The 24,682-nt window shown below is 72.4% G+C and carries 22 protein-coding genes and 1 pseudogene; 11 read left to right on the top strand and 12 right to left on the bottom strand.

Going from position 1 to position 24,682, the window contains the following annotated elements:
- Nucleotides 1-436 precede the first annotated feature (436 nt).
- Both AB0D10_RS34120 and AB0D10_RS34115 read right to left on the bottom strand, forming a co-directional pair.
- The gene (locus AB0D10_RS34120) at nt 437-670 is read right to left on the bottom strand and encodes a DUF397 domain-containing protein (RefSeq protein WP_360262958.1); all 234 of its coding nucleotides are present in this window, start codon (nt 668-670) and stop codon (nt 437-439) included.
- On the bottom strand, nt 667-1,248 hold the full coding sequence (locus tag AB0D10_RS34115; protein ID WP_360262955.1) for a DUF5753 domain-containing protein: 582 nt from the start codon (nt 1,246-1,248) through the stop codon (nt 667-669). The genes AB0D10_RS34120 and AB0D10_RS34115 overlap by 4 nt, the downstream gene beginning before the upstream one ends.
- Before the next feature lie 127 nt (nt 1,249-1,375).
- Here AB0D10_RS34115 and AB0D10_RS34110 point away from each other — a divergent pair, with 127 nt between their 5' ends.
- Both AB0D10_RS34110 and AB0D10_RS34105 read left to right on the top strand, forming a co-directional pair.
- A complete protein-coding gene (locus tag AB0D10_RS34110) occupies nt 1,376-1,603 on the top strand; it encodes a hypothetical protein (RefSeq protein WP_360262953.1) in 228 nt (75 codons plus the stop codon).
- 247 nt (nt 1,604-1,850) lie between these two features.
- A complete protein-coding gene (locus AB0D10_RS34105; RefSeq protein WP_360262950.1) occupies nt 1,851-2,423 on the top strand; it encodes a DUF3592 domain-containing protein in 573 nt (190 codons plus the stop codon).
- Here the strand turns inward: AB0D10_RS34105 and AB0D10_RS34100 are convergent.
- The 4 genes from AB0D10_RS34100 to bioB form a co-directional block, all read right to left on the bottom strand.
- Entirely contained in the window at nt 2,410-2,856 is a 447-nt protein-coding gene (locus tag AB0D10_RS34100; RefSeq protein WP_360262947.1) for a hypothetical protein, read from the bottom strand. The two genes, AB0D10_RS34105 and AB0D10_RS34100, sit on opposite strands and share 14 nt — an antisense overlap.
- A gap of 78 nt (nt 2,857-2,934) precedes the next feature.
- Nucleotides 2,935-3,693 carry a dethiobiotin synthase gene (gene bioD / locus AB0D10_RS34095; protein WP_360262944.1) on the bottom strand — a complete coding sequence of 253 codons (759 nt, stop codon included), beginning with the start codon at nt 3,691-3,693 and terminating at the stop codon, nt 2,935-2,937.
- The gene (locus AB0D10_RS34090) at nt 3,690-4,994 is read right to left on the bottom strand and encodes an adenosylmethionine--8-amino-7-oxononanoate transaminase (protein WP_360262941.1); all 1,305 of its coding nucleotides are present in this window, start codon (nt 4,992-4,994) and stop codon (nt 3,690-3,692) included. The genes bioD and AB0D10_RS34090 overlap by 4 nt, the downstream gene beginning before the upstream one ends.
- Before the next feature lie 30 nt (nt 4,995-5,024).
- Nucleotides 5,025-6,263: a biotin synthase BioB gene (gene bioB / locus AB0D10_RS34085; RefSeq protein WP_360262938.1), complete on the bottom strand. Its 1,239-nt coding sequence runs from the start codon at nt 6,261-6,263 to the stop codon at nt 5,025-5,027.
- A gap of 236 nt (nt 6,264-6,499) precedes the next feature.
- On the opposite strand from bioB, the gene AB0D10_RS34080 reads away from it, so the two are divergent.
- Nucleotides 6,500-7,468 (top strand): hypothetical protein, encoded by a 969-nt coding sequence (locus AB0D10_RS34080; RefSeq protein WP_360262935.1) that lies wholly within the window; start codon nt 6,500-6,502, stop codon nt 7,466-7,468.
- A 148-nt stretch (nt 7,469-7,616) separates the two neighbouring features.
- Here the strand turns inward: AB0D10_RS34080 and AB0D10_RS34075 are convergent, their stop codons facing one another.
- Nucleotides 7,617-10,127 (bottom strand): DUF3516 domain-containing protein, encoded by a 2,511-nt coding sequence (locus AB0D10_RS34075; RefSeq protein ID WP_360262933.1) that lies wholly within the window; start codon nt 10,125-10,127, stop codon nt 7,617-7,619.
- A gap of 153 nt (nt 10,128-10,280) precedes the next feature.
- Between AB0D10_RS34075 and AB0D10_RS34070 the strand changes: the two genes are divergently transcribed.
- Together AB0D10_RS34070 and AB0D10_RS34065 are read left to right on the top strand one after the other, a co-directional pair.
- Nucleotides 10,281-11,480 (top strand): 8-amino-7-oxononanoate synthase, encoded by a 1,200-nt coding sequence (locus AB0D10_RS34070; RefSeq protein WP_360262930.1) that lies wholly within the window; start codon nt 10,281-10,283, stop codon nt 11,478-11,480.
- 39 nt (nt 11,481-11,519) lie between these two features.
- The gene (locus AB0D10_RS34065) at nt 11,520-12,005 is read left to right on the top strand and encodes a hypothetical protein (protein WP_360262927.1); all 486 of its coding nucleotides are present in this window, start codon (nt 11,520-11,522) and stop codon (nt 12,003-12,005) included.
- 18 nt (nt 12,006-12,023) lie between these two features.
- Here AB0D10_RS34065 and AB0D10_RS34060 read toward each other — a convergent pair whose 3' ends face one another.
- Both AB0D10_RS34060 and ligD read right to left on the bottom strand, forming a co-directional pair.
- Entirely contained in the window at nt 12,024-12,689 is a 666-nt protein-coding gene (locus AB0D10_RS34060; protein ID WP_360262925.1) for a GNAT family N-acetyltransferase, read from the bottom strand.
- Between the two features lie 41 nt (nt 12,690-12,730).
- Entirely contained in the window at nt 12,731-13,738 is a 1,008-nt protein-coding gene (gene ligD / locus AB0D10_RS34055) for a non-homologous end-joining DNA ligase (RefSeq protein WP_360262923.1), read from the bottom strand.
- An 84-nt stretch (nt 13,739-13,822) separates the two neighbouring features.
- Here ligD and AB0D10_RS34050 point away from each other — a divergent pair, with 84 nt between their 5' ends.
- A complete protein-coding gene (locus tag AB0D10_RS34050; RefSeq protein WP_360262921.1) occupies nt 13,823-14,884 on the top strand; it encodes an ATP-dependent DNA ligase in 1,062 nt (353 codons plus the stop codon).
- A gap of 110 nt (nt 14,885-14,994) precedes the next feature.
- Here the strand turns inward: AB0D10_RS34050 and AB0D10_RS34045 are convergent, their stop codons facing one another.
- Nucleotides 14,995-16,377 (bottom strand): serine hydrolase domain-containing protein, encoded by a 1,383-nt coding sequence (locus AB0D10_RS34045; RefSeq protein WP_360262919.1) that lies wholly within the window; start codon nt 16,375-16,377, stop codon nt 14,995-14,997.
- Between the two features lie 512 nt (nt 16,378-16,889).
- Between AB0D10_RS34045 and tdh the strand changes: the two genes are divergently transcribed.
- Both tdh and AB0D10_RS34035 read left to right on the top strand, forming a co-directional pair.
- Nucleotides 16,890-17,918 carry an L-threonine 3-dehydrogenase gene (gene tdh / locus AB0D10_RS34040; protein WP_360262917.1) on the top strand — a complete coding sequence of 343 codons (1,029 nt, stop codon included), beginning with the start codon at nt 16,890-16,892 and terminating at the stop codon, nt 17,916-17,918.
- Between the two features lie 30 nt (nt 17,919-17,948).
- On the top strand, nt 17,949-19,142 hold the full coding sequence (locus tag AB0D10_RS34035) for a glycine C-acetyltransferase (protein ID WP_360262915.1): 1,194 nt from the start codon (nt 17,949-17,951) through the stop codon (nt 19,140-19,142).
- 274 nt (nt 19,143-19,416) lie between these two features.
- Here AB0D10_RS34035 and AB0D10_RS34030 read toward each other — a convergent pair whose 3' ends face one another.
- A complete protein-coding gene (locus tag AB0D10_RS34030; RefSeq protein ID WP_360262913.1) occupies nt 19,417-21,009 on the bottom strand; it encodes a hypothetical protein in 1,593 nt (530 codons plus the stop codon).
- A gap of 300 nt (nt 21,010-21,309) precedes the next feature.
- Here AB0D10_RS34030 and AB0D10_RS34025 point away from each other — a divergent pair, with 300 nt between their 5' ends.
- Nucleotides 21,310-22,221, top strand: a complete 912-nt coding sequence (locus AB0D10_RS34025) for a LysR family transcriptional regulator (protein ID WP_360262911.1) — start codon at nt 21,310-21,312, stop codon at nt 22,219-22,221.
- 173 nt (nt 22,222-22,394) lie between these two features.
- Here AB0D10_RS34025 and AB0D10_RS34020 read toward each other — a convergent pair whose 3' ends face one another.
- Nucleotides 22,395-22,598 carry a hypothetical protein gene (locus AB0D10_RS34020; protein WP_360262909.1) on the bottom strand — a complete coding sequence of 68 codons (204 nt, stop codon included), beginning with the start codon at nt 22,596-22,598 and terminating at the stop codon, nt 22,395-22,397.
- A 113-nt stretch (nt 22,599-22,711) separates the two neighbouring features.
- On the opposite strand from AB0D10_RS34020, the gene AB0D10_RS34015 reads away from it, so the two are divergent.
- Complete coding sequence (locus tag AB0D10_RS34015; RefSeq protein WP_360262907.1) at nt 22,712-23,260, top strand: helix-turn-helix domain-containing protein; 549 nt, start codon at nt 22,712-22,714, stop codon at nt 23,258-23,260.
- Between the two features lie 334 nt (nt 23,261-23,594).
- A pseudogene (locus AB0D10_RS34010) lies at nt 23,595-24,257 on the top strand (IS5 family transposase); the annotation flags it as partial.
- Between the last annotated feature and the right edge of the window lie 425 nt (nt 24,258-24,682).

Genomic DNA, 24,682 nt, shown 5'->3' with positions numbered 1-24,682 from the left:
GAGCTCCTTGAGGCGCGTGCGGACGAGAGCCAGGGGGTCCGCACATGAGAGGGCTTGGGCCTGGAGGCGATCGGAAGTTCCTTGCGAGGGAGCGGATCTCGTTCACGCCATCGCGTTCGACGTAGCCCCGTTGGATGGCTTCGAGGTAGGCCATCCACTCCTGGCCCGCTGAACTCGAAAGCGCGAACGGCCGGACTGTCGGAAGGTTCTCGCCGAGACCGGAGGGTGCGATCTACAACATGACATGCGGAAGGCCGGCCACGCTCTCTCCAGCCGGCGAAGCCGGTCGGCCATCACGAAGGGGCCGCCAACCAGGACGGATCACTGCCGAGGGGCTCCAACTCGACTGCTACGCCGGCGCGCTGCACCCGCAGCGCGCCGAGCGATGCGAAGCTGAGCGGACTCGGATCACCGGCTGACGGCAGGTCCCCCAGGGTCAGACGAGGTCGAATTGACCGTCGGAGGTGGCGGAGACGAACGCGGCGAAGGCCTCGGGAGAAACGGCGAGGTGGACGCCGGGAGTCTTGGTGTCGCCGATGAGGACGAGGTCGTGGGACGCGCGGAAGTCGGTGGCGACCTGGACGCAGTCGCCGTCGCCCTGAGGATCGCTGTGAGTCGACTTGAACCAGCGGGCGGTGGAGGGGTCGGGCGCCGAAAATTGCGGGGTCATACCGGGTGATCCTCCAATGCTCTATGCAGCCACGCCAACGAATCATCGGGCGTAAGGGCCTCTGTTCGGAGCGTATCGTAGATCAGCGCCATATTGGTCACCTCCTCAGTGACTTCGATGAGTTGACCCGATTGCACACCTTCCAGGCAGGCGACCCGAGGGGCGTCGTCGAAGTGGAGGAGAGTGAGTGAACCGCCGATGGCGCCGTGAGGTCGATCAATCGGCAGGAGCTGCACCACGGCGTTCGAGCCCCGGGCGATGTCGATCACGTGCCTGATCTGTTCGCGGGTGACATCCGGGCAGTCGACGACTCGGCGGACAGCTGCTTCGTCCAGAACGACCCACATGAACGGAGGCGTAGGGCCGTGCAGGATTTGCTGTCGAGCCTGACGTCGATTCCAGCGTTCGCGGATCTCCTGATCGGACGCGCGAGGTCGGCCGAGCCGCAGGAAGGCGCAGCCGTGGTTCTCGGTGTCCCACAGTCCTGGAATCGACAGCGAGAACGTCAGGTGAGTGTTCGCCAGTGGTTCAAGTGTCATATAGCGGCGTGACCGGTCCGGAAAGGAGTCACTGCTCACCAGCGGATAGAACCGGGTGAAGAAGCCGTCGGCAGCAGGGGCGTGCCTTCCTCCGGCCCCTCGACGGCGGCGTGGAGTGGGACACCGAAGCGCGTTGGATCACCGACTCCGAACAGTGAGATGCCCCATGAGCAGCATGATTTCCAGGATCACGGCCGAGGACCGTGGTATCGCGGCCGACATCCTCGACGACCTCCAGGCCGTCCTGAGCGCCGCCGAGGTCACACTCCCTTCGCTCGGCATCGACTGGCGTTCGGTCAGGGACACCGGCGTCCTCCTGGTCGACCTGGGCGCGGCCCGGCCGGACGTCATCGAGCGGCTGGTCGTCGTCCTCCGCAGAGGTATGCGGCCGTAGTCGCCGCCGGCCTCGTCACCGTCGGCTCCCTCGCGATCGCCGGTATCGCCGTCCTCCCGATCCCCGAGGGCGGCCCCGGCCCGCCGCGCGGCCTGGTGTTCGCCCTCGCCTTCCTCGCCGCCTCGACGGGCGGATTCGCGTTCGCCGCAGGGTGGATGTAGTCCCACCCCCGGATGCGGGGGCGAACGGGAGGTCTATGCTCTGGCCCCGAGCAACTGGGGGGATCATGGCGCGGAAAGCATCCGGAATGCCGCTCTACAACAGAACGGCGTTGGTCATCGGGCTCGTCGTGTTCGGCGGCTTCATCCTGCTGAGCCTGGCGGCGATGGGAGCGCAGGCGCGCTACCACTACCGCTACGCCGATGCTGGCCGCGTACAGGCCACGGTGGTGACGGCGGAGTACCGGGGCCCGAAGGGGGAACGGCCGGGCAGGATCGTGCTCGCGCTGGCCGACGGCCGGGAGGTCACGCCCGACCGCGACCTGAGCAGCGTGCCCGCAGGGCTTGAGACGGGCTCGGCGCGGACCGTGCTCGTCAACCCGAACCGGCCGTCCACGGTGGCGTTCCCGGCGCAGGTGGGGTGGGGGTCCGTGCTGCTCCCGTGGGTACTGATGCTGCCGGTCGGTGTGCTCGGTACGGCGGGAATGCTGCTCTACCGCGCGTTCTGGGGCCGAAGCCCGGTCGCCGCGACGAAGCCGCGCCAGGACCCCGACCCGGAAGGTCGGGGTCCGTTCCCCCGGGCCCTCGTCCACGAGCGGAAGCCGCTCGATGCTTGCCGTGCCCGGACGGAGCCGAACGAGCCGGTGCTCAGACGTCGCTGAGGGCGTAGCTGCGGAACGTGGCGAGGAGGGGCAGCACTTCGGTCTTGCTGGGGTCCTCGGTGACGGCCCTCATCGCGTCGATCACGGTGTGGGCGATGATCTTGGTGACGGCGAAGTCGTCCGGGGCGGCGAGGGTGCCCCAGGCCTTGAGGGTCTGGGTGAGCAAGGCACTCATCCGCGCACCGATGTTGGAGCTGACGGCGTCGGAGATCTCGGCGAGTTCCTCGTCGCTCATGGTGGAGCGCAGGCCGAAGGCCAGCGCCATCAGTGTGTCCATCGCGTGTTCGCCGTACGCGGCGACCAGTGCCGGCAGCGGCGGTTCGTCGGCGCTGCCCGCCGCCAGGGCGGCCAGCGCCTCGTCGTCGTCCTTCCACGCCGCCTCCAGGGCGGCCAAGGCCCGCAGGGCCTCGTCCATGGTCAGCCCGTCTGTCATGGGAGGAACCGTATTGAGCCCGTACCCGCCGCACCCATGGTTCGGGCGCAGAGATCACACCTTCGAGCGAAGCCGGGCCTATTCGGCCCGGTGGGCCCGCGCGAAGTGCTCCGCGTCCCAGTGGCCGCCCAGCCCGGGTGCCAGTGAGTCCAGGGCGAGGGCGGCGAAGTCCTCGGCCGTGCCCGCGCGTTCCGGCAGGGCGCCGAGCAGCGGGGCGCCGGCGGAGCGGGGCAGGTCGGCGAGGTTGCAGCGTTCGGCGAGGCCGGGGGCCGTGGGCCAGGAGCCGATCAGCACGCCGGCGAGGGGGAGCCCGCGCCGGGAGAGTGCCTCGGCGGTGAGCGAGACGATGTTGAGCGTGCCGAGTCCGGCGGAGGCGATCAGCAGCACCTCGGCGGGGAGCCCGGCGTCGAGGACGGCCCGGGCCTGGTCGGCGAGGGTGCGGCCCTCGTCGTCGTAGCGGACGAGCAGGCCGCCCGCACCCTCGACGAGCACCAGGTCGTGCGTGGCCGCGAGTTCGGCGACCTCGGCCACCACCTCGGCGGGGGAGAGGTACGGCATCCCGGCCCGCCGGGCGGCGGTGTCGGGGGCCAGCGGCTCCGGGTAGCGCACCAGTTCACGGATCGTCAGTTCGCCTGCCAGGCGCGCCACTTCGGCCGCATCGCCGGGCTCGCCCGGGGCGACACCGGTCTGTCCGGGCTTGAGCACGGCGACCTTCCGGCCGCTGTGCAGCGCGGCCGAGGCGACGGCGGCGGTGGCGACGGTCTTGCCGACGTCCGTGTTCGTGCCCGTCACGAAGAGGACGCGCGCGCCCGTCCCCTCGGTGGTGGTGCCGGTCATCCCGCCACCGCCGCGGCGGTCACGGCGGCAGCGATCCGTGCCACGTCCTCGTCCTCCGTCACATAGGGGGGCATCGTGTAGATCAGGTCCCGGAAGGGGCGCAGCCAGACGCCCTCCCGCGCGGCCGCCTCGGTCGCCGCCCGGACGTCCACCGGGTGGTCGAGCTGCACGACGCCGATGGCGCCCCGGACCCGTACGTCGTGCACGCCGGGGACGGCCGAGGCCGCCGCGAGGCCGCCGCGCAGCCCGTCCTCGATGCGCTTGACCTCCACCGCCCAGTCCTGGCCGAGCAGCAGGTCCAGCGACGCGTTGGCGGCGGCGCAGGCCAGCGGGTTGCCCATGAAGGTCGGGCCGTGCGCGAGCACCGGCATCTCGCCGCGGCTGATCCCGTCGGCGATCTCACCGGTGCACAGTGCGGCGGCCAGGGTCAGGTAGCCGCCGGTGAGGGCCTTCCCGAGGCACATCACGTCCGGCGCGACGCCCGCGTGGTCGGCGGCGAACAGTGCGCCGCTGCGGCCGAATCCGGTGGCGATCTCGTCGAAGACCAGCAACACCCCGTACCGGTCGCAGAGTTCGCGCAGCATGCGCAGGTACGCGGGGGAGTGGAACTGCATGCCGCCCGCGCCCTGGACCACCGGCTCGACGATGACGGCGGCCAGCTCGTCGGCGTGACGTGCCATCAACTCCTCGAACCGGGCGGCGTACTCGGCGTCGAGCGGGGCGTCGAACCCGGCCGGCGGCTGCGGCGCGAAGAGCTGCCCGGGCAGCACCCCGCCCCACAGGTGGTGCATCCCGCCGTCCGGGTCGCAGACCGACATCGGGTGGAAGGTGTCGCCGTGGTAGCCGCCGCGCCAGGTCAGCAGCCGGCGTTTCTGCGGCCGACCGGTGGACTGCCAGTACTGCAGGCACATCTTCATCGCGACCTCGACGGCGACCGAACCCGAGTCGGCGAGGAAGACGTGCTGCAGCGGCTCCGGGGTGATCTCCACCAGCGTGGCGGCCAGCCGGACGGCGGGCTCGTGGGTGAGCCCGCCGAACATGACGTGGCTCATCCGCCCCAGCTGCTCGCGCACGGCCTCGTCCAGGACCGGGTGCCGGTAGCCGTGGATCGCCGCCCACCAGGACGACATCCCGTCGACCAGCTCGCGTTGCCCGCCCGCGACCTCGTGGGCCAGGCGCAGCCGTACGCCGGAGGCGGACTCGACCACGTACGGGGTGGCGGTGCCGGGCATCGGCCCGTACGGGTGCCAGACGTGGGCGCGGTCGAGGGTGAGCAGCGTGTCCGCGGACAGCTGGGGCATGGTGAGATCTCTCCGAAGTGATCCGAAGGGTCAGGCGTTGGGGGCGAGTTCGGTGCCGGCACCGCGGCGGCGGACCTTGACGAGGTCGCTGCGGAGTTCGCCGCCGGGCTCGCCGGAATCGGTGGTCTCCTCGGCCGGCTCGGCGGAAGCGGTCACCGCCGGAGTGTGGGAGTGTCCGCCGCACGGGCCGCAGCCGCCGCCGCTGCCGCAGGCCGAGGCCGCGGTGCCGCAGCCGCCGCCGGCCTGGGCGGCCTCGGCGACGTCCGCGCGGTGGCGCGGCAGGGTGGCCTCGCCGGCGCCCTCGACCTCGAAGCCGGCGTCCTTGATCATGTCGAGGTCGGTCTGGCCGGCCTGGCCCTCGCTGGTCAGGTAGTCGCCGAGGAAGATGGAGTTGGCGATGTGCAGGCCGAGCGGCTGCATGGTGCGCAGGTGCACCTCGCGCCCGCCGGCGATCCGCACCTCGGTGTCCGGGTTGACGAAGCGGACCATCGCCAGGATGCGCAGGCAGCGCTGCGGGGTGAGGTTCCACTCCTTGGCGAGCGGGGTGCCCTCGAACGGGATCAGGAAGTTCACCGGGACGGAGTCCGAGCCCAGCTCGCGCAGCGCGAACACCACGTCGACCAGGTCCTCGTCGCTCTCGCCCATGCCGGCGATCAGGCCGGAGCAGGCGGACAGGCCCGCGCCGTGCGCCTTCTGCACGGTGTCGACCCGGTCCGCGTAGGTGTGGGTCTTGGTGATGGTCCCGTAGGTGCCCTCGGAGGTGTTGAGGTTGTGGTTGTAGGCGTCCGCGCCGGCCGCCTTGAGCCGCTCCGCCTGGTTGTCGGAGAGCAGGCCCAGGCAGACGCAGATCTCGACCTCGGGGTCGGCCTCCTTGATGGCGGCCATGGTGTCGGTGACCCGGTCGATGTCGCGGTCCGTGGGGCCGCGGCCGCTGGCGACCAGACAGACCCGCTTGGCGCCGCCGGCCACGCCGGCGCGCGCGGCGTCGGCGGCCTGGTCCGGCTTGAGCCAGGTGTACTTGAGGATCTCGGCCTTGGACCCCAGCCGCTGCGAGCAGTACGAGCAGTCCTCCGGGCAGAGCCCGCTCTTGAGGTTCACCAGGTAGTTGAGCTTGACCCGGCGGCCGAACCAGCGGCGGCGCACCTTGCCGGCCGCGGCGACCACGTCGAGCAGCTCGTCGTCGGTGGTGGCGAGGACGGCCAGGGCCTCCTCGCGGGTCGGGACTTCGCCGCGCAGGCCCTTGGCGGTGAGGGTATCGAGCAGATCCATGGGGCGATCCTGCCTGCTCGTGATCGAGCGGCGCCAGAGCAAACCCGCCAGAAGATCGGTGTGAGGATGTGCCGATTGCCACAGTGTCGAAGGTCACGGCTCCGCCGCTGGTCACGAGCTTGACGTGAACCCGGGGTGAAGGTTACCGGCGAGTAGTCGACGTGGTCCGCGGCCGGTGATCCACAACCCCCGACCCCGTGACCCAGGCCACCCCCGCGGTGCTTAGAATCTGCGCCATGACCACGCAGGGGGAGCACACCCCGACTCCGGGAGAGGGCCGGGAAGGCCGGACAGGGCAGCGGGTCGGCGGGGGCGCCGACGCGAAGGACGCCGACGCCAAGGGCAGCGACGCGAAGGACGCCGGCACCGGTGAGGGCGCTGCCGCCGGAAGCGGAACCGGCCCGGAGACCGGCAACGGCACCGAGTCCCGCGACGGCACCGGGACCGGCACCGGGACCGGCCGTGGCCGACGGCTGAGCCGCCGCCGGGCAGCCGGCTGGATCGTCGTGGCCGGCGTGGTCGTGGTCGGCGGATGGATCATCACCCGCCCGATGCCCGGCGACTACATACCGGGCCTCGGACCGTCCACCGGGGACACGGCCGGGACACCGCCGGTGGTGGGCACCCCGCCGCCGCGCGTGGACACCGAGAACCTCAACGTCGACAACTTCTTCCCTGCCCAGCGGCCGGTCGAGGTGGCGGGCTACAAGGCGCGGCGCAACGGCGCCCGGCAGGGCGAGAACTGCGCCGAGACGCTCCAGGACCGCGCCCAGGACCCGCTGAAGGACAGTGGCTGCCAGGCCTACCTGACCGTCAGCTTCGCCGGCCAGGACCGCCCGGTGTTCAGCAGCGTCACCATGCTGCGCTTCCCCGACCAGGCCGCCGCCGCGAGGGCCGCCGAGGCCCTGCGGGCCAAGCCCGGATCGGTTGCCTTCATCCTCGCGGACGCCAGCACGGCCCCCGCCCAGGCCCCCGGCAGCAAGCCCGGCGGCGACCCCCGGGTCGAGGTGGTCGGGCACTACGTGACGGTCACCAGCTCGCGGACCGGCGACGGCCGCACGCCGGCCCCGGCACCGACCGGTACGGTCGCGCCGACCGCCCCCGCCCCGACGCCGACCGGCTCGGCACCCAGCGCCGAGCAGAGCCTGGACGAGGCCACCCGCGCCATCTCGTACGCGGCGGGCGCGCCGTTCGCCTGGATGTGACGCACCCCGCGACGGGACGGATCCGGTGACGTGACGGACCCGGTGATGTGACGGACCCGCCGTGCGGAGGCGACGAACGCCCGAGGGGGCCCGGTGCTCCGGGCCCCCTCGGGCGTTCTGCGAGCCGTCAGCCGTCAGCCGTCAGCCGTCAGCCGCCGAGCCGGTCCACCGCGGTCACCCGCAGCACCGCCCGGCCCTCCTCGTCCGAGCCGAACAGGTCGACCTCGGCGCTGATGCCCCAGTCGTGGTCGCCCTCCGGGTCGTCGAAGATCTGCCGGACCCGCCAGGCGGAGTCCTCCTCCTCGATGATCAGCATCTTCGGGCCGCGCGCGTTCGGGCCGGTGCCGAGGTCGTCGTACTCCTCCCAGTACCCGTCCATGGCGTCCGCCCAGCGGTCCGCGTCCCAGCCGTACTCGCCGTCCAGGTCGGCCAGTTCCTCGTAGTGCTCCAGCGCGCACAGCTCGACCCGGCGGAACATCTCGTTGCGGACCAGCACCCGGAAGGCGCGCGCGTTCGCCGTGACCGGCGCCGGCTTGTCGTCCAGCCGCACCTCGGCGGCCTGCGGCTCGGTCGGGTTGGCGAGCTGCTCCCACTCGTCCAGCAGGCTGGAGTCGACCTGGCGGACCAGCTCGCCCAGCCAGGCGATGACGTCCTTCAGGTCGTCGGTCTTCACGTCCTCGGGGACGGTCTGCTCCAGCGCCTTGAACGCGCCCGCCAGGTAGCGCAGCACGATGCCCTCGGTGCGCGCCAGCTCGTAGAAGCCGACGTAGTCCGAGAAGGTCATCGCCCGCTCGTACAGGTCGCGGACCACCGACTTCGGCTGCAGCTGGTGGTCGCCGATCCACGGGTGCGCCCGGCGGTACACCTCGTAGGCGTGGGTGAGCAGCTCCTCCAGCGGCTTGGGGTACGTGATGTCCTGGAGCCGTTCCATCCGCTCCTCGTACTCGATGCCGTCCCGCTTCATCTCGCCGACGGCCTCGCCGCGCGCCTTGTTCTGCTGCGCGGCGAGGATCTGGCGCGGGTCGTCGAGCGTCGCCTCGACGACGGAGATCACGTCCATGGCGTACGAGGGCGAGGTCGGGTCGAGGAGTTCGAAGGCGGCCAGCGCGAAGGTCGACAGCGGCTGGTTGAGCGCGAAGTTCTCCTGGAGGTCCAGGGTGAGCCGCACGATCCGGCCCTCGGCGTCCGGCTCCGGCAGCCGCTCCACCACGCCGCCCTCCAGCAGCGAACGGTAGATGGCGATCGTGGTGCGGATGTGCCGGCGCTGCGCGGCCCGGTCCTCGTGGTTGTCGGTGAGCAGCTTGCGCATCGCCTCGAACGCGTTGCCCGGGCGGCCGATCACCGACAGCAGCATCGCGTGGCTCACCTTGAACCGGGACACCAGCGGCTCCGGATCGGCGCCGATCAGCTTGTCGAAGGTCTCCTCGGTCCAGCCGACGAAGCCCTCCGGGGCCTTCTTGCGCACCACCTTGCGCTTCTTCTTCGGATCGTCCCCGGCCTTGGCGATCGCCTTGTCGTTCTCGATCACGTGCTCCGGCGCCTGCGCCACCACCTGGCCGACGGTGTCGAAGCCGGCCCGGCCGGCCCGCCCGGCGATCTGGTGGAACTCGCGGGCCCGCAGGATGCGTACGCGCTGTCCGTCGTACTTGGACAGGGCGGTGAACAGCACCGTGCGGATCGGCACGTTGACGCCGACGCCGAGCGTGTCCGTCCCGCAGATCACCTTCAACAGGCCCGCCTGGGCGAGGCGTTCGACCAGCCGGCGGTACTTCGGCAGCATGCCCGCGTGGTGCACGCCGATGCCGTGGCGCACGTAACGCGACAGGTTGCGGCCGAACTTGGTGGTGAAACGGAAGCCGCCGATCAGGTCGGCGATGGCCTCCTTCTCCGCCTTCGAGCACATGTTGATGCTCATCAGCGACTGCGCCCGCTCCACCGCCTCCTTCTGGGTGAAGTGCACGACGTAGACCGGCGCCTGGCCGGTCTGCAGCAGCTCCTCCAGGGTGTCGTGCATCGTGGTGCGGCGGTACTCGTAGAACAGCGGCACCGGGCGGGTCGCGTTGCGGACCACCGTGGTCGGACGGCCCGTCCGGCGGGTCAGGTCCTCCTCGAAGCGGCGGACGTCGCCCAGCGTCGCCGACATCAGCAGGAACTGCGCCTGCGGCAGCTCCAGCAGCGGGATCTGCCAGGCCCAGCCGCGGTCCGGCTCGGCGTAGAAGTGGAACTCGTCCATGACCACCTGGCCGATGTCCGCCCGGGTGCCGTCGCGCAGCGCGATCTGGGCGAGCACCTCGGCCGTGCAGCAGATGATCGGCGCGGTCGGGTTCACGCTCGCGTCGCCGGTCATCATGCCGACCTGCTCGGTGCCGAACATCTTCACCAGGTCGAAGAACTTCTCCGACACCAGCGCCTTGATCGGCGCCGTGTAGAACGTCCGCTTCCCCTCCGCCAGCGCCGCGAAGTGCGCGCCCGCCGCCACCAGGCTCTTGCCCGAGCCGGTCGGCGTCGCCAGGATCACGTTGTTCCCCGAGACCAGCTCGATCAGCGCCTCCTCCTGCGCCGGGTACAGCGTGATCCCCCGCTCCTCCGCCCAGGCTGCGAACGTCTCGTACAGCGCGTCGGGAGTGGCGGGCTTCGGCATCAGATCAAGGAGGGTCACCCGGCTATCTTGCCTGTTCGCCGCCACCCCGGGCAAAGCCCGGGGCCGGTGGGACACGGCGGCTCCGTTGTGGTGACCGTCCAGGGGCCCGCGCCGATCATGTGCTGAGTGGCACATTGATCCCGCTTCCGACGACGTGCCACAGTGCGGGACATGAGCCAGCCCCTCGCGTCCGACCCGCATTCCACCGTCCTCGCCCCCGAGACCGTCTTCGACTGGCTCGACGAGGCCGCCGCACTGCGCGCCGACGCCGGACTGACCCGGACCCTGCGCAGCCGGCCGGCCGAGGACCCGGTGCTCGACCTCGCCGGGAACGACTACCTGGGGCTCACCAGGCACCCGGTGGTGACCCGGGCCGCGGCCGACGCGGCACTGCGGTGGGGCGGCGGCTCCACCGGCTCACGGCTGGTCACCGGCACGACCGCGCTGCACACCGAACTCGAACAGGAACTCGCCGAGTTCTGCGGAGCCGAGGCGGCACTGGTGTTCTCCTCCGGGTACACCGCCAACCTCGCCGCGCTCACCGCGCTCACCGACCCGGACACCCTCATCGTGTCCGACGCCTACAACCACGCCTCGCTGATCGACGGCTGTCGGCTCTCCCGCGCCGACGTCCACCGCGCCCCGCACAGCGACCCGACGTCCGTGGCCGAGGTCCTCGCCGCGCGGGCACAGCGGCGGGCACTGGTCGTCACCGACTCGGTCTTCTCGGTGGACGGCGACGCCGCCCCGCTGCCCGCCCTGTCCGAAGCCGTCCGCGCGAACGGCGCCGCCCTGCTCGTCGACGACGCCCACGGCCTGGGCGTCCTCGGCCCCGGCGGCACCGGCGCCCTCGCGGCCGCCGGCCTCGCCGGGCGGCCCGACACCGTCGCCACCGTGACCCTCTCCAAATCCCTCGGCTCCCAGGGCGGCGCCGTCCTCGGCCCCGTCCGGGTGATCCGCCACCTCACCGAGACCGCCCGCACCTTCATCTTCGACACCGGCCTCGCCCCGGCCGCCGCCGGCGCCGCCCTCGCCGCACTGCGTCTGCTGCGCGCCGAACCCGCCCGCGCCGAACGCGCCCGCGAGGTCGCCCGCACCCTCGCCCGGCAGCTCACCGCCGCCGGACTGCACGCCTGCGAACCGGACGCCGCCGTGGTCTCCGTCCGCGCCCCCGGCCCCGAGGCCGCCGTCGCCTGGGCCGCCGACTGCCGCCGAGCCGGCCTCGCCGTCGGCTGCTTCCGCCCCCCGTCCGTCCCGGACGGCATCTCCCGGCTGCGCCTGACCGCCCGGGGCGACCTGACCGACGGACAGATCGCCGACGCGGTCCGGATCATCGCCGCACTGGCCCCCGCGGGCGCCCGGCGCGGATAACCGTTCGGCGGGGCGCGCGTCGGCGGGCAGGATGGCGGCATGCCGGATCTGCTGTGGGAGGACGTCGCGTGGCTGCTCGACCCTTCGGACGGGGGAACGCTCCCGGACGTCTACGTCCCCGACACCACGGCGGCGGACTGGCAGGCCGTGCTCGACCTCGTCGTGGAGCACGGCTGGTCGTACGAGTACGCCGAGGGGAGCACCGTCCTGCCGCTGCCGTCGGCCGGGACGGTGCCGGCGCGCCCGGCCGACGCGGAGTGCCCGAGCCTGCGCGTGTGGCCGGTCGCCGAAGTGTGCGCGATCTTCCGATTCCTCGCGGACGAGCAGATCGACTTCGACGTCTCGCTGTGGGAGCTGCAGGGCCAGGAACGGATCGACGTGCTGTGCGGGTTCCTGGCCGCGATCGGGCGACGAGTGGGCAAGTCGGTGCCGATGTACTTCGAGGGCGACACACGGACGCCGTTCCTCGGGTACGACGTCGAGGCCGACCGGGTCCGGGTGCTGTGGACCGGGCGGGACGGCTGAGTGCCGCCCCGGCGGGCTCTACGGCCGACCCGTGACCAGCAGTGCCTCCGCGCCGACCGGGCGGTAGCCCGCGGCCTGGAAGGCACGGACGCTGGGGGCGTTGCCGGGGGCCTGCTGGGCCCAGACGGTGCCGCCCTCCGGGAGCAGGTGGCGGGCGGCGGTGGCGAGGACGCGGCCGAGGCCGCGGCCCTGGGCGTGCGGGTCGACCTCGACGGCGCACTCCCAGCGGCCGGCCACGCCGCGGCCGAGGACCAGGACGCCGCCGTCGGCCGTGAACACCCGGACGTCCTCGCGGTAGCGCAGGGCGCGGACCACCCGGGGGTGCTCGCGGTCGTGTTCCTCGGCGAGCGGCAGCGGCGGTTCTCCCGGCAGGGCGTCGGCGGCCGACAGCAGGTCGATGTTGTTGACCACCCGGTCGGTGCGTGCCGCGAGGGCGGTCAGGAAGGGCGGGCAGAGCGGTGCGGAGAGCGGGTCGCCCGGGTCGGCGGCGAGCGTGCCGTGCACCCAGGCCGGGTCCTGGTCGGTGAAGACGACCGCGTGGGCGGCGAAGGAGATCACCCCGGCCTCGCGCGGGGACGGCTGCGGGAGCACCGTCACCGATCCGTCCGGCGGCGGGAACACCCCGCCCGCCGCGTCCGCCAGGATCTCGGCCAGTCCCCGCCCGTCCAGTCCCTGCCCGTCCATCCGGTCCCCCCGTTCGTCGAGAGCGCCAGCCTATGCCACGGCTACTTCCTGCGGGCGCGGCTCGGCTGGACCCGGGTGGGTTCGCCCGCGGCCTTGGGGTGGTCGGGCGGGTAGGGGAGTTCGCCGAGGCCCTCGTCGTGGAGCTGCTTGTCGTAGAGCTCCAGCAGGGCCTCCAGGCGGAAGGCCTGGCCGTCCATCTCCGCGTTGAGGTCGCCGAGTTCGGCGAACCGGGCGGGGACGGTGCGCAGGTCGAAGTCCTCGGGGGAGGCGTCGTCGAGCTCGTCCCAGCGCAGCGGGGCGGAGGCGGTGGCGCGGGGGCGGGCACGCAGGGAGTAGGCGGAGGCGATGGTGCGGTCGCGGGCCATCTGGTTGTAGTCGACGAAGATCCGTTCGCCGCGCTCCTCCTTCCACCAGGCGGTGGTGACCTTGCCGGGCATCCGCTGCTCCAGCGCGCGGCCGAGGGCGATCACCGCGTGCCGGCCGTCGGTGAAGGTCCACTCGGGTACCAGCGGCACGTACACGTGCAGGCCGCGCCCGCCGGAGGACTTGGGCCAGCCGCGCAGCCCGTGCTCCTCCAGCAGGGCGCGCAGTTCGTGGGCGGCGCGGACGGCGTCGTGGAAGTCGGTGCCGGGCTGCGGGTCGAGGTCGATGCGCAGCTCGTCCACGTGGTCGGTGTCGGCGCGCCGCACCGGCCAGGGGTGGAAGGTGAGGCAGCCGAGGTTGGCGGCCCAGAGCACGGCGGCGGGCTCGGTGGGGCAGATCTCGTCGGCGGAGCGGCCGCTGGGGAACTCGATCCGGGCGGTGGGCAGCCAGTCCGGCAGGCCCTTGGGCGCGCGCTTCTGGTAGAAGAACTCGCCGTCGACGCCGTCCGGGAAGCGCTGCAGCGTGGTGGGGCGGTCGCGCAGCCCGCGCAGGACGCCGTCGGCGACGGCCAGGTAGTACTGCGCGACGTCCAGCTTGGTGAAGCCACGCTCCGGGTAGTACACCTTGTCCGGGTTCGACAGCCGGACGGTGCGCCCGGCGACTTCCAGTTCCACGGCTGAGCCCATGCCCCTCACGCTAAGCGCGCGGGGCTCCGCGCGCCCCCGGAGTCCGGCGCGCGCCCGGGGGAGAACCGGGCGAGGATCGGACGCATGGACCTGCCCGTGATGCCGCCGGTGGCCCCGATGCTCGCCAAATCGGTGGCCGACATCCCGCCCGGGATGCAGTACGAGGCCAAGTGGGACGGCTTCCGCGCCATCGTGTTCCGCGACGGCGCCGAGGTGGAGCTCGGCAGCCGCACCGGCAAGCCACTGACCAGGTACTTCCCCGAACTGGTGGAGGCCTTCAAGCGTGAGTTGCCGCCGCGCTGCGTGCTGGACGGTGAGGTGGTGATCGCCCGGGACGGGCGGCTGCGCTTCGAGGAGCTGCTGGAGCGCATCCACCCCGCCGCGAGCCGGGTGAAGCTGCTCGCCGAGCAGACCCCGGCCTCCTTCGTCGCCTTCGACCTGCTCGCCCTTGGCACCGACTCCCTGCTGGACGAGCCGCTGTCGGCGCGCCGCCCGGCGCTGGAGGCGGCGCTCGCCGACGCCGCCGACCCGGTGTTCACCGCCCCCGCCGCCACCGACCGCGACCTCGCACGGACCTGGTTCGCCGAGTACGAGGGCGCCGGGCTGGACGGGGTGGTCGCCAAGCCGCTGGACCAGCCGTACCGGCCGGGGGAGCGGACCATGTTCAAGGTCAAGCACGGGCGCACCGCCGACTGCGTGGTGGCCGGCTACCGCGAGCACAAGAGCGGCCCGGTGGTCGGCTCCCTCCTGCTCGGCATCAACGACGCGGACGGGAGGCTGCAGCACGTCGGCGTCTGCGCCGCCTTCTCGATGGCCCGCCGCCGCGAACTCGCCGAGGAACTGGCCCCGTTGCGGATGGACGACCTCTCCCGGCACCCCTGGGGCGGCTGGGCGGACGAGGCCGCGCACGCGGAGGGCCGGCTGCCCGGCGCGGTCAGCCGCTGGACCGGCGGCAAGGACCTGTCGTGGATCGCGCTGCACCCCGAGCGGGTGGTCGAGGTCGCGTACGACCACATGGAGGGCACCCGGTTCCGGCACACCGCGCAGTTCCGCCGCTGGCGGCCGGACCGCACCCCGGAGAGCTGCACCTACGCGCAGTTGGAGGAGCCGGTGTCGTACGACCTGTCCCGGGTACTGGGGATCTGAGGAGCCGGGGATCCGGGCTCAGGGGGGCGGGGGATCCGCAGGGTCCGGCCGAACGTCGGGGCCCGGACCGGCTGATCGGTCCTGGCCCCGACGTCGACGGGGTGCGGGGATCAGACCCGCACGGTGGAGCTGGAGTTGCCGGCGGGGAGGGAGGGGGAGCCCGACCCGGAAGCCGGGCCCGACGTCGAGCGCGAACCCGACCCCGAGGGCGAACCCGAGCCGGGTGCCGACGGCGCGGCCGTCGCCGGCGGGAGCGAGTAGACGTTCCGCGGCGAGATGATCCTGGTGATCTCGTTCGCGAACACCGAGGACGGCTCGGAACCCTGGTACAGCACATCGGTGTTGAGCAGCATCACCAGTGTGCTCTGGGCCTGCGGCAGGTACACCGCCACGCTCTCGTAGCCAGGCATCGAGCCGTTGTGGCCGATCCACCCGTTGTTGTCGAACAGCCCGAAGCCGTAGCCCACGCCGGGGTCGCCGGTCGGCAGCGTCTTCAGGCGTTCGGCCTGGGTGGCGGGCGTGACCAGTGCGCCGGTCGCCATGGTCCTGGCCCAGCTCTCCAGGTCGGCGAGGGTGGTGATGACGGCGCCGGCGGTCCAGGCCCAGGACGGGTTCCAGTTGGTGGCGTCCTCGATCGCGCCGGTGGGCGTCTGGTCGGTGTAGCCGTGGGCGTGCGGGTCGGGCATGGTCCCGTCGACGGGGAAGCTGGTCCGGCTGAGGGCGGCCGGGGTGAACACCTGGTCCTGGAGGAAGGTGCCGGCCGTCTGCCCGCCGACCCGTTCGACCAGCTTGCCCAGGATGATGTAGTTGCTGTTGTTGTACTGGAACTGGGTGCCGGGCGGGAAGACCGCGGGGTGCTTGTAGCCGTAGGCGAGCAGCTGGTCCGGGGTGAACACCCGGTTCGGGTCGCTGATCAGCGCGTTCACGAAGTCCGGGTCGGAGCTGTACGGGAACAGGCCGCTGCGCATCTCGCCGAGCTGGCGGACGGTGATCGCGTCGCCACCGGGGACGCCGTCGACGTACGCGGAGATCGGGGCGTCCAGGTTGACCTTGCCCTGGTCCACCAGCCGCAGCACCGCGGTCGCGGTGAAGGTCTTGGTCTCGCTGCCGATCCGGGAGAACAGCCCCGGGTCCATCGCCGCCCCGGTGGTCTTGTCGGCGATGCCGAAGGACTTCTGGTACGTCCCGCCGGGCGTGAGAATCCCGACCGAGACGCCGGGGACGGCGGTGCGGGCCAGCACCTGCTGGATCGTGGAGTCCAGCTGCGCGGTGACGGCCGGGGTGAGCGGCACCACCGCGCCCGGGGACACGGTCGCCGAGGTGGTGGGCGAGGGGCTGAGCGCGGCGGGCTCGGCGGCGACCGCCGGGTCGCCGGCCGGCCGGGCGGGCTTCGCGGCACCGGAGCAGGCCGCGGTGACGAGCAGGCCGGTCAGGGCCAGGGCGGCGGCGGTCGTGCGGGCGGCGGCCGGTCGGGGCCGGCGGGTCTCGGTCATGGTGTGGACAGCGCCTCTCTGGGGCGGACGGCCCCGTGGCGGAGGCCCCGGAGCCGTCGCTCCGCGGGGCCGGAGCGCCGCTCCACGGGGCCGAGGGGGAGCGCCGTCACCGTAAGCACCGCCGCCTCCCGGCCGCGCGCGGGTCGGCCTGCGGCTGATCCGAACGGGCCCACGGCTGATCCGAACGGGCCCACCGCCGACCGGGTGCCGCGGCCCGGCCAGCGGGACGCTGTCAAGTACCCCGGCGTGCCGGTCGGTTGGTGTCGTGACCGCGGCCCCGCGCTCGGCCGAACGAGTGAGCACCGGCACGCCGCACCCGCCGCCGGCCGCTGCTCGGGCACGATCGTTCAGCCCAGCTGTGGCCGCCCTTAAGAATTCCTCGATGGACCGCACCCCCTCCCACCAGGCAGATTGCTGCCTGTCCGGAGTGCGCCCGTCAGGAGCGGCCACCGGGCCGCCCCGGCCTGCCCGACCCTCGAAGGCCGTCCCCCGCACGTCAGGAGCCGCCACCCGTGAAGGCACTCGTCAAGCAGAAGGCCGAGCCCGGCCTCTGGATGATCGACGTCCCGAAGCCCGAGATCGGCCCCGGCGAGGTGCTGATCAAGGTGCTGCGGACCGGTATCTGCGGCACCGACCTGCACATCCGCAAGTGGGACGGCTGGGCCCAGCAGACCATCAGGACCCCGTTGGTGCTCGGCCACGAGTTCGTCGGCGAGGTCGCCGAGCTCGGCGCCGGCGTCGCGGACATCGAGATCGGCGACCTGGTCAGCGGCGAGGGCCACCTGGTCTGCGGCAAGTGCCGCAACTGCCTGGCCGGCCGGCGCCACCTGTGCCGCAACACCGTCGGGCTGGGCGTCAACCGCGACGGCGCCTTCGCCGAGTACGTGGCGCTGCCCGCCTCCAACGTCTGGGTGCACCGGGTGCCGGTCGACCTGGACGTGGCCGCGATCTTCGACCCCTTCGGCAACGCCGTGCACACCGCGCTGTCCTTCCCGCTCGTCGGCGAGGACGTGCTCGTCACCGGCGCCGGCCCGATCGGCATCATGGCCGCCGCCGTCGCCAAGCACGCCGGCGCCCGCAACGTGATGATCACCGACGTCTCCCCGTACCGCCTCGACCTGGCCCGCGAGGTCGGCGTGACGCTGGCGCTCAACGTCGCCGAGCACACCATCGAGGAGGGCCAGCAGAAGCTCGGCCTGCGCGAGGGCTTCGACGTCGGCCTGGAGATGTCCGGCCGCCCCGAGGCGATGCAGTCGATGATCGCCAACATGACGCACGGCGGGAAGATCGCCATGCTCGGCCTGCCGGCCGACGACTTCGCCGTCGACTGGGCGCGGATCGTCACCTCGATGATCACCATCAAGGGCATCTACGGCCGAGAGATGTTCGAGACCTGGTACGCGATGTCCGTGCTGCTGGAGGGCGGCCTGGACCTCAGCCCGGTGATCACCGGCCGCTACCCCGCCACCGACTTCGAGGCCGCCTTCGACGACGCCGCGAGCGGCAACTGCGGCAAGATCATCCTCGACTGGACCGCCTGAGCCACCCCGCCGACGCAAAAGGAGCCTGTTGTGTTCGACAACGTGCGCGCCGACATCGCCACCACCCTCGACGAGATCCGCGAGGCCGGCCTGTTCAAGCCCGAGCGGGTGATCGGGAGCCCGCAGAGCGCCGCGGTCACCGTCACCGGCGGCGGCAAGCCGGGCGAGGTGCTGAACTTCTGCGCCAACAACTACCTCGGCCTGGCCGACCACCCCGAGGTGCTGGCCGCCGCCAAGGACGCCCTGGACCGCTGGGGCTACGGCATGGCCTCGGTCCGCTTCATCTGCGGCACCCAGGACGTCCACAAGGAGCTGGAGGACCGCCTCTCGACGTTCCTCGGTCAGGAGGACACGATCCTCTACTCCTCCTGCTTCGACGCCAACGGCGGCGTCTTCGAGACCCTGCTCGACGCCAACGACGCCGTCATCTCCGACGCGCTCAACCACGCCAGCATCATCGACGGCATCCGGCTCAGCAAGGCCCGCCGCCACCGGTACGCCAACCGCGACATGGCCGACCTGGAGAAGCAGCTCCAGGACACGCAGGACGCCCGCCGCCGCCTGATCGTCACCGACGGCGTCTTCTCCATGGACGGCTACGTCGCCCCGCTGCGGGAGATCTGCGACCTGGCCGACCGCTACGACGCCATGGTCATGGTCGACGACTCGCACGCCGTCGGCTTCGTCGGCGCGGGCGGCCGCGGCACCCCCGAGCTGCACGGCGTGATGGACCGCGTGGACATCATCACCGGCACCCTCGGCAAGGCCCTCGGCGGCGCCTCCGGCGGCTACGTCGCCGCCCGCCGGGAGATCGTCGCCCTGCTGCGCCAGCGCTCCCGCCCGTACCTCTTCTCCAACTCGCTGGCCCCGGTGATCGCGGCCGCCTCGCTGAAGGTGCTCGACCTGGTCGAGCAGTCCAACGAGCTGCGCGAGCGGCTGGCGGCCAACACCGCGCTGTTCCGCACGAAGATGACCGAGGCCGGGTTCGAGATCCTGCCCGGCGACCACCCCATCGCCCCGGTGATGATCGGCGACGCCGCGAAGGCCGGCAAGCTCGCCGAACTGCTGCTGGAGCGCGGCGTGTACGTGATCGGGTTCTCCTACCCGGTGGTCCCGCACGGCCAGGCCCGGATCCGGGTGCAGCTGTCCGCGGCACACTCCACCGCGGACGTCGAGCGCGCCGTCGCGGCCTTCGTGGACGCGCGCACCGCGCTGGGCGAGTAACACCCCGGGGCTGAGGCCCCACACCGGACGGGCTCGGCAGTGCCCCGTCCGGACGGGCCCGGCAGGGGCCCGCACAGACTGCCCGCGGGTCGGTCCGCTCGGAACCGGACCGGCCCGCGGGCTCACAAGCGCCGGGCGGCGCAGGCGCGTCGACGCCCCTCCGCCGCCCGGCCCACCAACCACCTGCCCCACCCTCCCGCCTCGGGGGCGGGACGCCGGCCCGGCCGACGTCCCGCCCCCGTTCGCGGTTTTCGGGGCGGCGGGACCGACCGGGTCAGTCGTCGTCCTGGCCTTGGTCGTCGCCGTCGCCGGGGTGGCCGGTGGGACGGGCGAAGACCTGGTAGCCCTCGCTCGCCGGGCCGTCGGTGCCGGCGACCAGGTTGCCGCTGGTCGAGCCGAACACCACGGCCTCGCCCCGGGCGTCCACGAAGGGGTCGACCGAGGAGCCGTTGCCGGACGAGCCGTCCGGCGCGGTGGCGACCCGCTCGGTCCGGCCGGTGCGCAGGTCCTGGCGGTAGACCTCCCAACCCGCGTGCTGCGGGCCGGCCACCAGGTTGTCGGCGGCGGAGGAGAAGTAGATCCAGCGGTTGTCGGCGGTGACGCTGCCGTGGTCGGAGGTGCCGACCGAGGTGGTGCCGGGCAGGCCGCCGCTGACCTTCGTCACCGTGCCCTTCCTGAGGTCCCGGACGTACAGCACCAGGTGGTACCGGTGGCCGTTGGTGGACCCGCCGGGCTCCGGCAGGGCGTAGACGGCGCGCCGCCCGTCCGGGCTGATCGTCGCGTCGAAGCTCGCGAAACCGAGCTTGCCGTCGAGGTCCAGGCTCGCGGCGGAGATGCGGCCGGAGTCGACGTCGTAGGTGTAGTAGGCGCCGGTGGTCGGCCGGGCGAGGTTCGGCTGTGCCACCCGGGCGCCGCGGGGCAGGGCCGGGGCGGTGCCCGGGGCCAGCTCGACGTCGGCGGTGGCGGCGGCCGCACCGGGGGCGGGACCTGCGGCGGGACCGGCGGCGGCCGCGGCCTCGGCGGCCGGGGCGGCGAGGGCGGGGGTCTGCCCGGCCGGCACCAGGTTGGACGCGAACGAGGTGAACCCGACGGTGCGGCCGTCCGCGCTGATGGTCGGATTGAGGGACATGCTGTCGCCCGGCTTGCCGTCCACGCCGAGGGTGACCAGACGGGTCTTCCCGGTCCAGCGGTCGGTGACGTAGACGTTGTAGTCCCAGGTGTAGGGCCTGGCGAGCGAGGGGTCACCGCCCTGGAGGCCCGGAACGAGGTCGGTCCGGGAGGACACGAAGGCCACGTAGCGGCCGTTCGCGCTGATCGAGGGCGCGTACGAGGCGTGGAACTTGTCGGCGTCGGTGCTGGTGGGAGCGCCGCTGACCAGCTCGGTCCGGCCGGTCCTGCGGTCGCGGACGTACACCTCGGTGCGTCCCGGGACCGGCATGCCGGGCAGCACGTTCTCGGCGTCGCTCTCGAAGGCGACGTAGCGGCCGTCGGCGTTGATCGCGACGTAGTCGGTGAAGCCGTTCAGGACGCTGCCGTCGTCGGCCAGGTTGATCCGCTCGGTACGGCCGGTCCGCAGGTCGCGGACGTAGGCGTCGCGGCCGCTCTTCGCGGGCTGCGACACCAGGTTCGTGGCCCACGAGGTGAACAGGGCGTAGTGCCCGTCCGCGCTGATCCCCTTGCTCCACGACTGGTTGTCCGGCACCGCGCCGTTCAGTCCGACGCTGACCTGGACGGTGCCGCGCGGCGCCGGAGCGGCCTGGGCGGGGACGACGGTGGTGGCGAGCAGGGCGGCGGCCACGAGGACGCCGCCGCCGCCGGCCAGCCACCGGTTGTGGGTGGTGCGGGTGGTGCGGGTGGTGCGGGTCATGGGCCTTGTCCTCCCCGGTCATCGCCCCCTGCGCCGGGCTCCCTCCCGGCGACGGGCTCGTGCAGAGCCAATCGTCGGGAGGGCGCGCTGGTCAACGGCCCCGGGTGATCCCGGCGGAAAAGTACGTCAACGGACGTATCCTGCAGGGGAGTCAGGCCATTTCGGGCAGCGGATCAGGCCACCCGGCCAACTCGGAGGCGGCGCCGGTGCGGTGCGACGCCGGCCCGCTGCGTCCGGTCCGCCGCGTCCCGTCCCGCCCGCTCCGTTCGGTTCGCTCCGCCGCGCTGGCAGAATTGGCCTGTGATCGACGCACGACGGCTGCGGACCCTGCGGGCCGTGGCGGACCACCGCACCGTGACCGCCGCGGCGGCCGCCCTCTACCTGACCCCCTCCGCGGTCTCCCAGCAGCTCGCCGCCCTGGAACAGGAGACCGGGCACCACCTGCTCGCCCGCGAGGGCCGGGGCGTGCGGTTGACCGCCGCCGGGGAGATCCTGCTCGGCCACGCCGACGTCGTGCTCGCCCAGCTGGAACGTGCCGAGGCCGACCTCGCCGCCTACAGCGCGGGGGTCTCCGGCGAGGTCACCGTCGCCTCCTTCGCCACCGGCATCGGGCTGGTGCTCGCCCCCGCCATCGGCCTGCTCGGCGAGCGCGCGCCGGGGGTGCGGCTCAAGGTGCTGGACGCCGAGGGCGACGCCAGCCTGCCGATGGTCCTGGACGGCCGGGCCGACCTCGCGGTGGCCGTCGAGTACCGCGGTGCCCCGCGCGCCGACGACGCCCGGCTGACCAGGGTGCCGCTGTACGCCGAGCCCTTCGAGGCCGTCCTGCCGCTCGGCCACCCGCTCGCCGGAGAGGCCGGCCCGCTCGACGTCGCCGCGCTGGCCGACGAGCCCTGGATCGGCCCCTACCCGGGCAACCCCTGCCACGACGTGGTGCTGCTGGCCTGCGAACACGCCGGGTTCCAGCCCCGGCTGCTGCACTCCTCCGACGACTTCCGCGCCGTCGTGGCGCTCGCCTCGGCGGGCGCCGGGGTCGCCCTGGTGCCGCGCTCGGCGCTGCGCGGCGTCGACCTCGGGCAGGTGGCCGTCCGCCCGGTGGACAGTGAGCTCGCCACCCGCCGGGTGTTCGCGGCCGTGCGGGCCGGTGCCGACGGGCACCCGCTGATCCGGCCGGTCCTCGACGCCCTCGCCGAGGCGGCGGTCGCGAGCGCGTAGCCCCGGCGGGGGTCTGCCACGGGCGTCCGGAAACGCGCGTCCGGAAACGGTTGTGCGGCTGCCCGGCGTCCCGGGTCGGGCGGCCGCGCCGTGTGCAGGTGGCGTGGCGTCCCGGCCAGGGCGGCCGTGCAGCCGCAGGTCCGTGGGGGCGGTCGGGCGTCCGACCGCCGGGGTCACCCGGTCGTGAGAGTGATCAGGCGGACGGCGGGGGCGGAGACCACCTGCACCGTCCTGGTGCCGGGCAGTCGAAGCTTGGCGAAGCCGCCCTGGAAGGCCACCAGCGCCCGGGGCACCGAGGAGACCGCCTCGCCGTCCGCCGTCACCACCGTGTAGCCGGCGACCAGTTCGACGGCGGCCTCGGCCCAGTCCTCGTTCATGCGTCCCCCCGCTGTACGACTGTCCCCTGAAACGGTACCGATCGGTTCCGTTCCGACGCGAAAACGGTACCGATCGGTGCCGTTTGGCGTCAAGGGCGGTTAGGATCGGTCCCATGGCAGTCAACGCACGGGCGCGCCTGCTGAGCACGGCCGAGTCCCTCTTCTACGCGAACGGCATCCACGCAGTCGGCGTCGAGCGCATCCTCTCCGAATCCGGCGTGGGCCGGGCCTCCTTCTACCGGCACTTCACCGGCAAGGAAGCCCTGGTCACCGCCGTCCTCGAGGGCCGGGACGCACGCTGGCGCGCCTGGCTCTCCGAACGCGTCGCCGCCCACGGCGGCCACCCCCTGCACGTCTTCGACGCCCTGGCCGAACGATTCGCCGCACAGGACTACCGCGGCTGCGTCGCCATCAACACGATGACCGAAATCGCGGACCGCACCAGCCCGGCCCGCGAGATGGCGGCGCTGCACAAGCGGCGCGTCATCGAACTCGTCGAACAGCTCATGCGCGACGCCGACATCCCCGAACCCTCCTGCCGGGCACGGCAGTTCGCCCTGCTGATGGACGGAGCCATCGTCACCGCCCTGCGCGAAGGCACCCCGGACGCCGCCTGGCGCGCCCGCAGCATCGCGGAGTCCCTGCTGGCCGCCCGAGCCTAGTCGTGATCGACACGCGGAGCGTCCACGCTCCTGGTCATGGCCGTGACCATAGATCACTGCGCTGGCCCGGCCACGTCCGGGATCTACCGCGGGTGTCGATCGACGGCCTGCCGCTGTCCACGTTTCCCTGGACGTAGCCACTCGCCCGCCCTCTTCAATCACGACACTGCGGCCGCCGAAGGGCCGCGCGATCGCCTGGACAGGTCCCCATCCCGAGTCACCACCAGAATCGGGCATACCGGTTCAGAATGTCGTCTCAGACCGTGTTTGAGATCTGCCGTGTCCCGTTGTTGAGGGGTTCGTTGAGCTCACTGTGAGCGGTGTTGGGGGTGGGTATCCGTCGGACCTGACGGACGAACAGTGGGCTTTGGTAGAGCCGTTGCTCCCGCCGGCGCGGGTGGGACCGAAGGGTGGCCGGCGGGAGAAGCATCCGCGGCGGCGGATCGTGGACGCGATCTTCTACGTGGTGCGGACGGGGTGTTCCTGGCGGCAGATGCCGAAGGACTTCGCCCCGTGGCCGACGGTGTACTGGTACTTCACGTGGTGGCACGACGACGGCGCCGTCGAGCGCATCCACGACGCCCTGCGCGGCAAGGTTCGCGAAGCCGACGGCCGAGACGTGGAACCGAGCGCGAGCCTGATCGACTCGCAGTCCGTCCGCACCGCCGACACAGTCCCCGCTGCCACCAGGGGATTCGACGCGGGCAAGAAGGTCAAGGGCCGCAAGAGGTTCATCGTCACCGACACCCTCGGCCTGCTCCTGGCCGTCCACGTCGTCGCGGCGAACATCCAGGACCGCGACGGCGCGCGACGGCCGCTGCTGTGGACCCGCCTCGACCACCCCGGCATCGAGAAGGTCTGGGCCGATCAAGGCTTCGCCGGCCGCCTGGTCGAGTGGACCGCACAGATCCTCGGCCGCGACCTGGAGATCGTCCGCAAAGACCCTGACCAACGCGGCTTCCAGGTCCAGCCCAAGCGGTGGGCGGTAGAGCGCACCTTGTGCGCCACGAGGCGCTCTGTTTGTATCCCCGGCTCAGCTGGGAGGAACTCGGAAGGAGGTTCCTGGGCCGGATGGCTTACCTGGATCCGAAAGGTGAAGGGGACAAGAGCATGTCAGGAAACCGGTGACCGGGTCCAGTTGTCAGGGACGGTGTGCCGGGCGGCCCGCGCGATATGGCGAAGACTGGATTGTTTGAAGCCCAATCTCCAGAAGATGCAAGTTCCCATCCGTCGGAAAGACAGCTGAAACCGACGCCGACCCTGCACCGGTTTCGATTGTGTCAACTGGTGCAACTTCCGGGGTTCGGAGCGATGTCCAGCGAGGACGTTCAAGGAGATGAGTGGGACGCCTGTGTCGCGCTAGAACGTACAGACAGAGACGAACGTGGGATCGCCTACGGGACGCGAGTCCTATGGCGACGG

Origin of the sequence: Kitasatospora sp. NPDC048545, from assembly GCF_040651155.1 — a bacterium.
GTDB lineage: Bacteria > Actinomycetota > Actinomycetes > Streptomycetales > Streptomycetaceae > Kitasatospora.
This window is presented reverse-complemented; position numbering and strand designations above follow the sequence as displayed.

Excerpts from the sequence above, each read along its gene's own strand:
- AB0D10_RS34105 (WP_360262950.1), top strand. The coding sequence starts at position 1,851 with ATGCCGCTCTACAACAGAACGGCGTTGGTCATCGGGCTCGTCGTGTTC.
- AB0D10_RS34045 (WP_360262919.1), bottom strand. The coding sequence starts at position 16,377 with ATGACCGAGACCCGCCGGCCCCGACCGGCCGCCGCCCGCACGACCGCC.
- AB0D10_RS34065 (WP_360262927.1), top strand. The coding sequence starts at position 11,520 with ATGCCGGATCTGCTGTGGGAGGACGTCGCGTGGCTGCTCGACCCTTCG.
- AB0D10_RS34110 (WP_360262953.1), top strand. The coding sequence starts at position 1,376 with ATGAGCAGCATGATTTCCAGGATCACGGCCGAGGACCGTGGTATCGCG.
- ligD (WP_360262923.1), bottom strand. The coding sequence starts at position 13,738 with ATGGGCTCAGCCGTGGAACTGGAAGTCGCCGGGCGCACCGTCCGGCTG.
- bioB (WP_360262938.1), bottom strand. The coding sequence starts at position 6,263 with ATGGATCTGCTCGATACCCTCACCGCCAAGGGCCTGCGCGGCGAAGTC.
- AB0D10_RS34080 (WP_360262935.1), top strand. The coding sequence starts at position 6,500 with ATGACCACGCAGGGGGAGCACACCCCGACTCCGGGAGAGGGCCGGGAA.
- bioD (WP_360262944.1), bottom strand. The coding sequence starts at position 3,693 with ATGACCGGCACCACCACCGAGGGGACGGGCGCGCGCGTCCTCTTCGTG.
- AB0D10_RS34015 (WP_360262907.1), top strand. The coding sequence starts at position 22,712 with ATGGCAGTCAACGCACGGGCGCGCCTGCTGAGCACGGCCGAGTCCCTC.
- AB0D10_RS34070 (WP_360262930.1), top strand. The coding sequence starts at position 10,281 with ATGAGCCAGCCCCTCGCGTCCGACCCGCATTCCACCGTCCTCGCCCCC.
- AB0D10_RS34060 (WP_360262925.1), bottom strand. The coding sequence starts at position 12,689 with ATGGACGGGCAGGGACTGGACGGGCGGGGACTGGCCGAGATCCTGGCG.
- AB0D10_RS34020 (WP_360262909.1), bottom strand. The coding sequence starts at position 22,598 with ATGAACGAGGACTGGGCCGAGGCCGCCGTCGAACTGGTCGCCGGCTAC.
- AB0D10_RS34100 (WP_360262947.1), bottom strand. The coding sequence starts at position 2,856 with ATGACAGACGGGCTGACCATGGACGAGGCCCTGCGGGCCTTGGCCGCC.
- AB0D10_RS34120 (WP_360262958.1), bottom strand. The coding sequence starts at position 670 with ATGACCCCGCAATTTTCGGCGCCCGACCCCTCCACCGCCCGCTGGTTC.
- AB0D10_RS34090 (WP_360262941.1), bottom strand. The coding sequence starts at position 4,994 with ATGCCCCAGCTGTCCGCGGACACGCTGCTCACCCTCGACCGCGCCCAC.
- AB0D10_RS34050 (WP_360262921.1), top strand. The coding sequence starts at position 13,823 with ATGGACCTGCCCGTGATGCCGCCGGTGGCCCCGATGCTCGCCAAATCG.
- AB0D10_RS34030 (WP_360262913.1), bottom strand. The coding sequence starts at position 21,009 with ATGACCCGCACCACCCGCACCACCCGCACCACCCACAACCGGTGGCTG.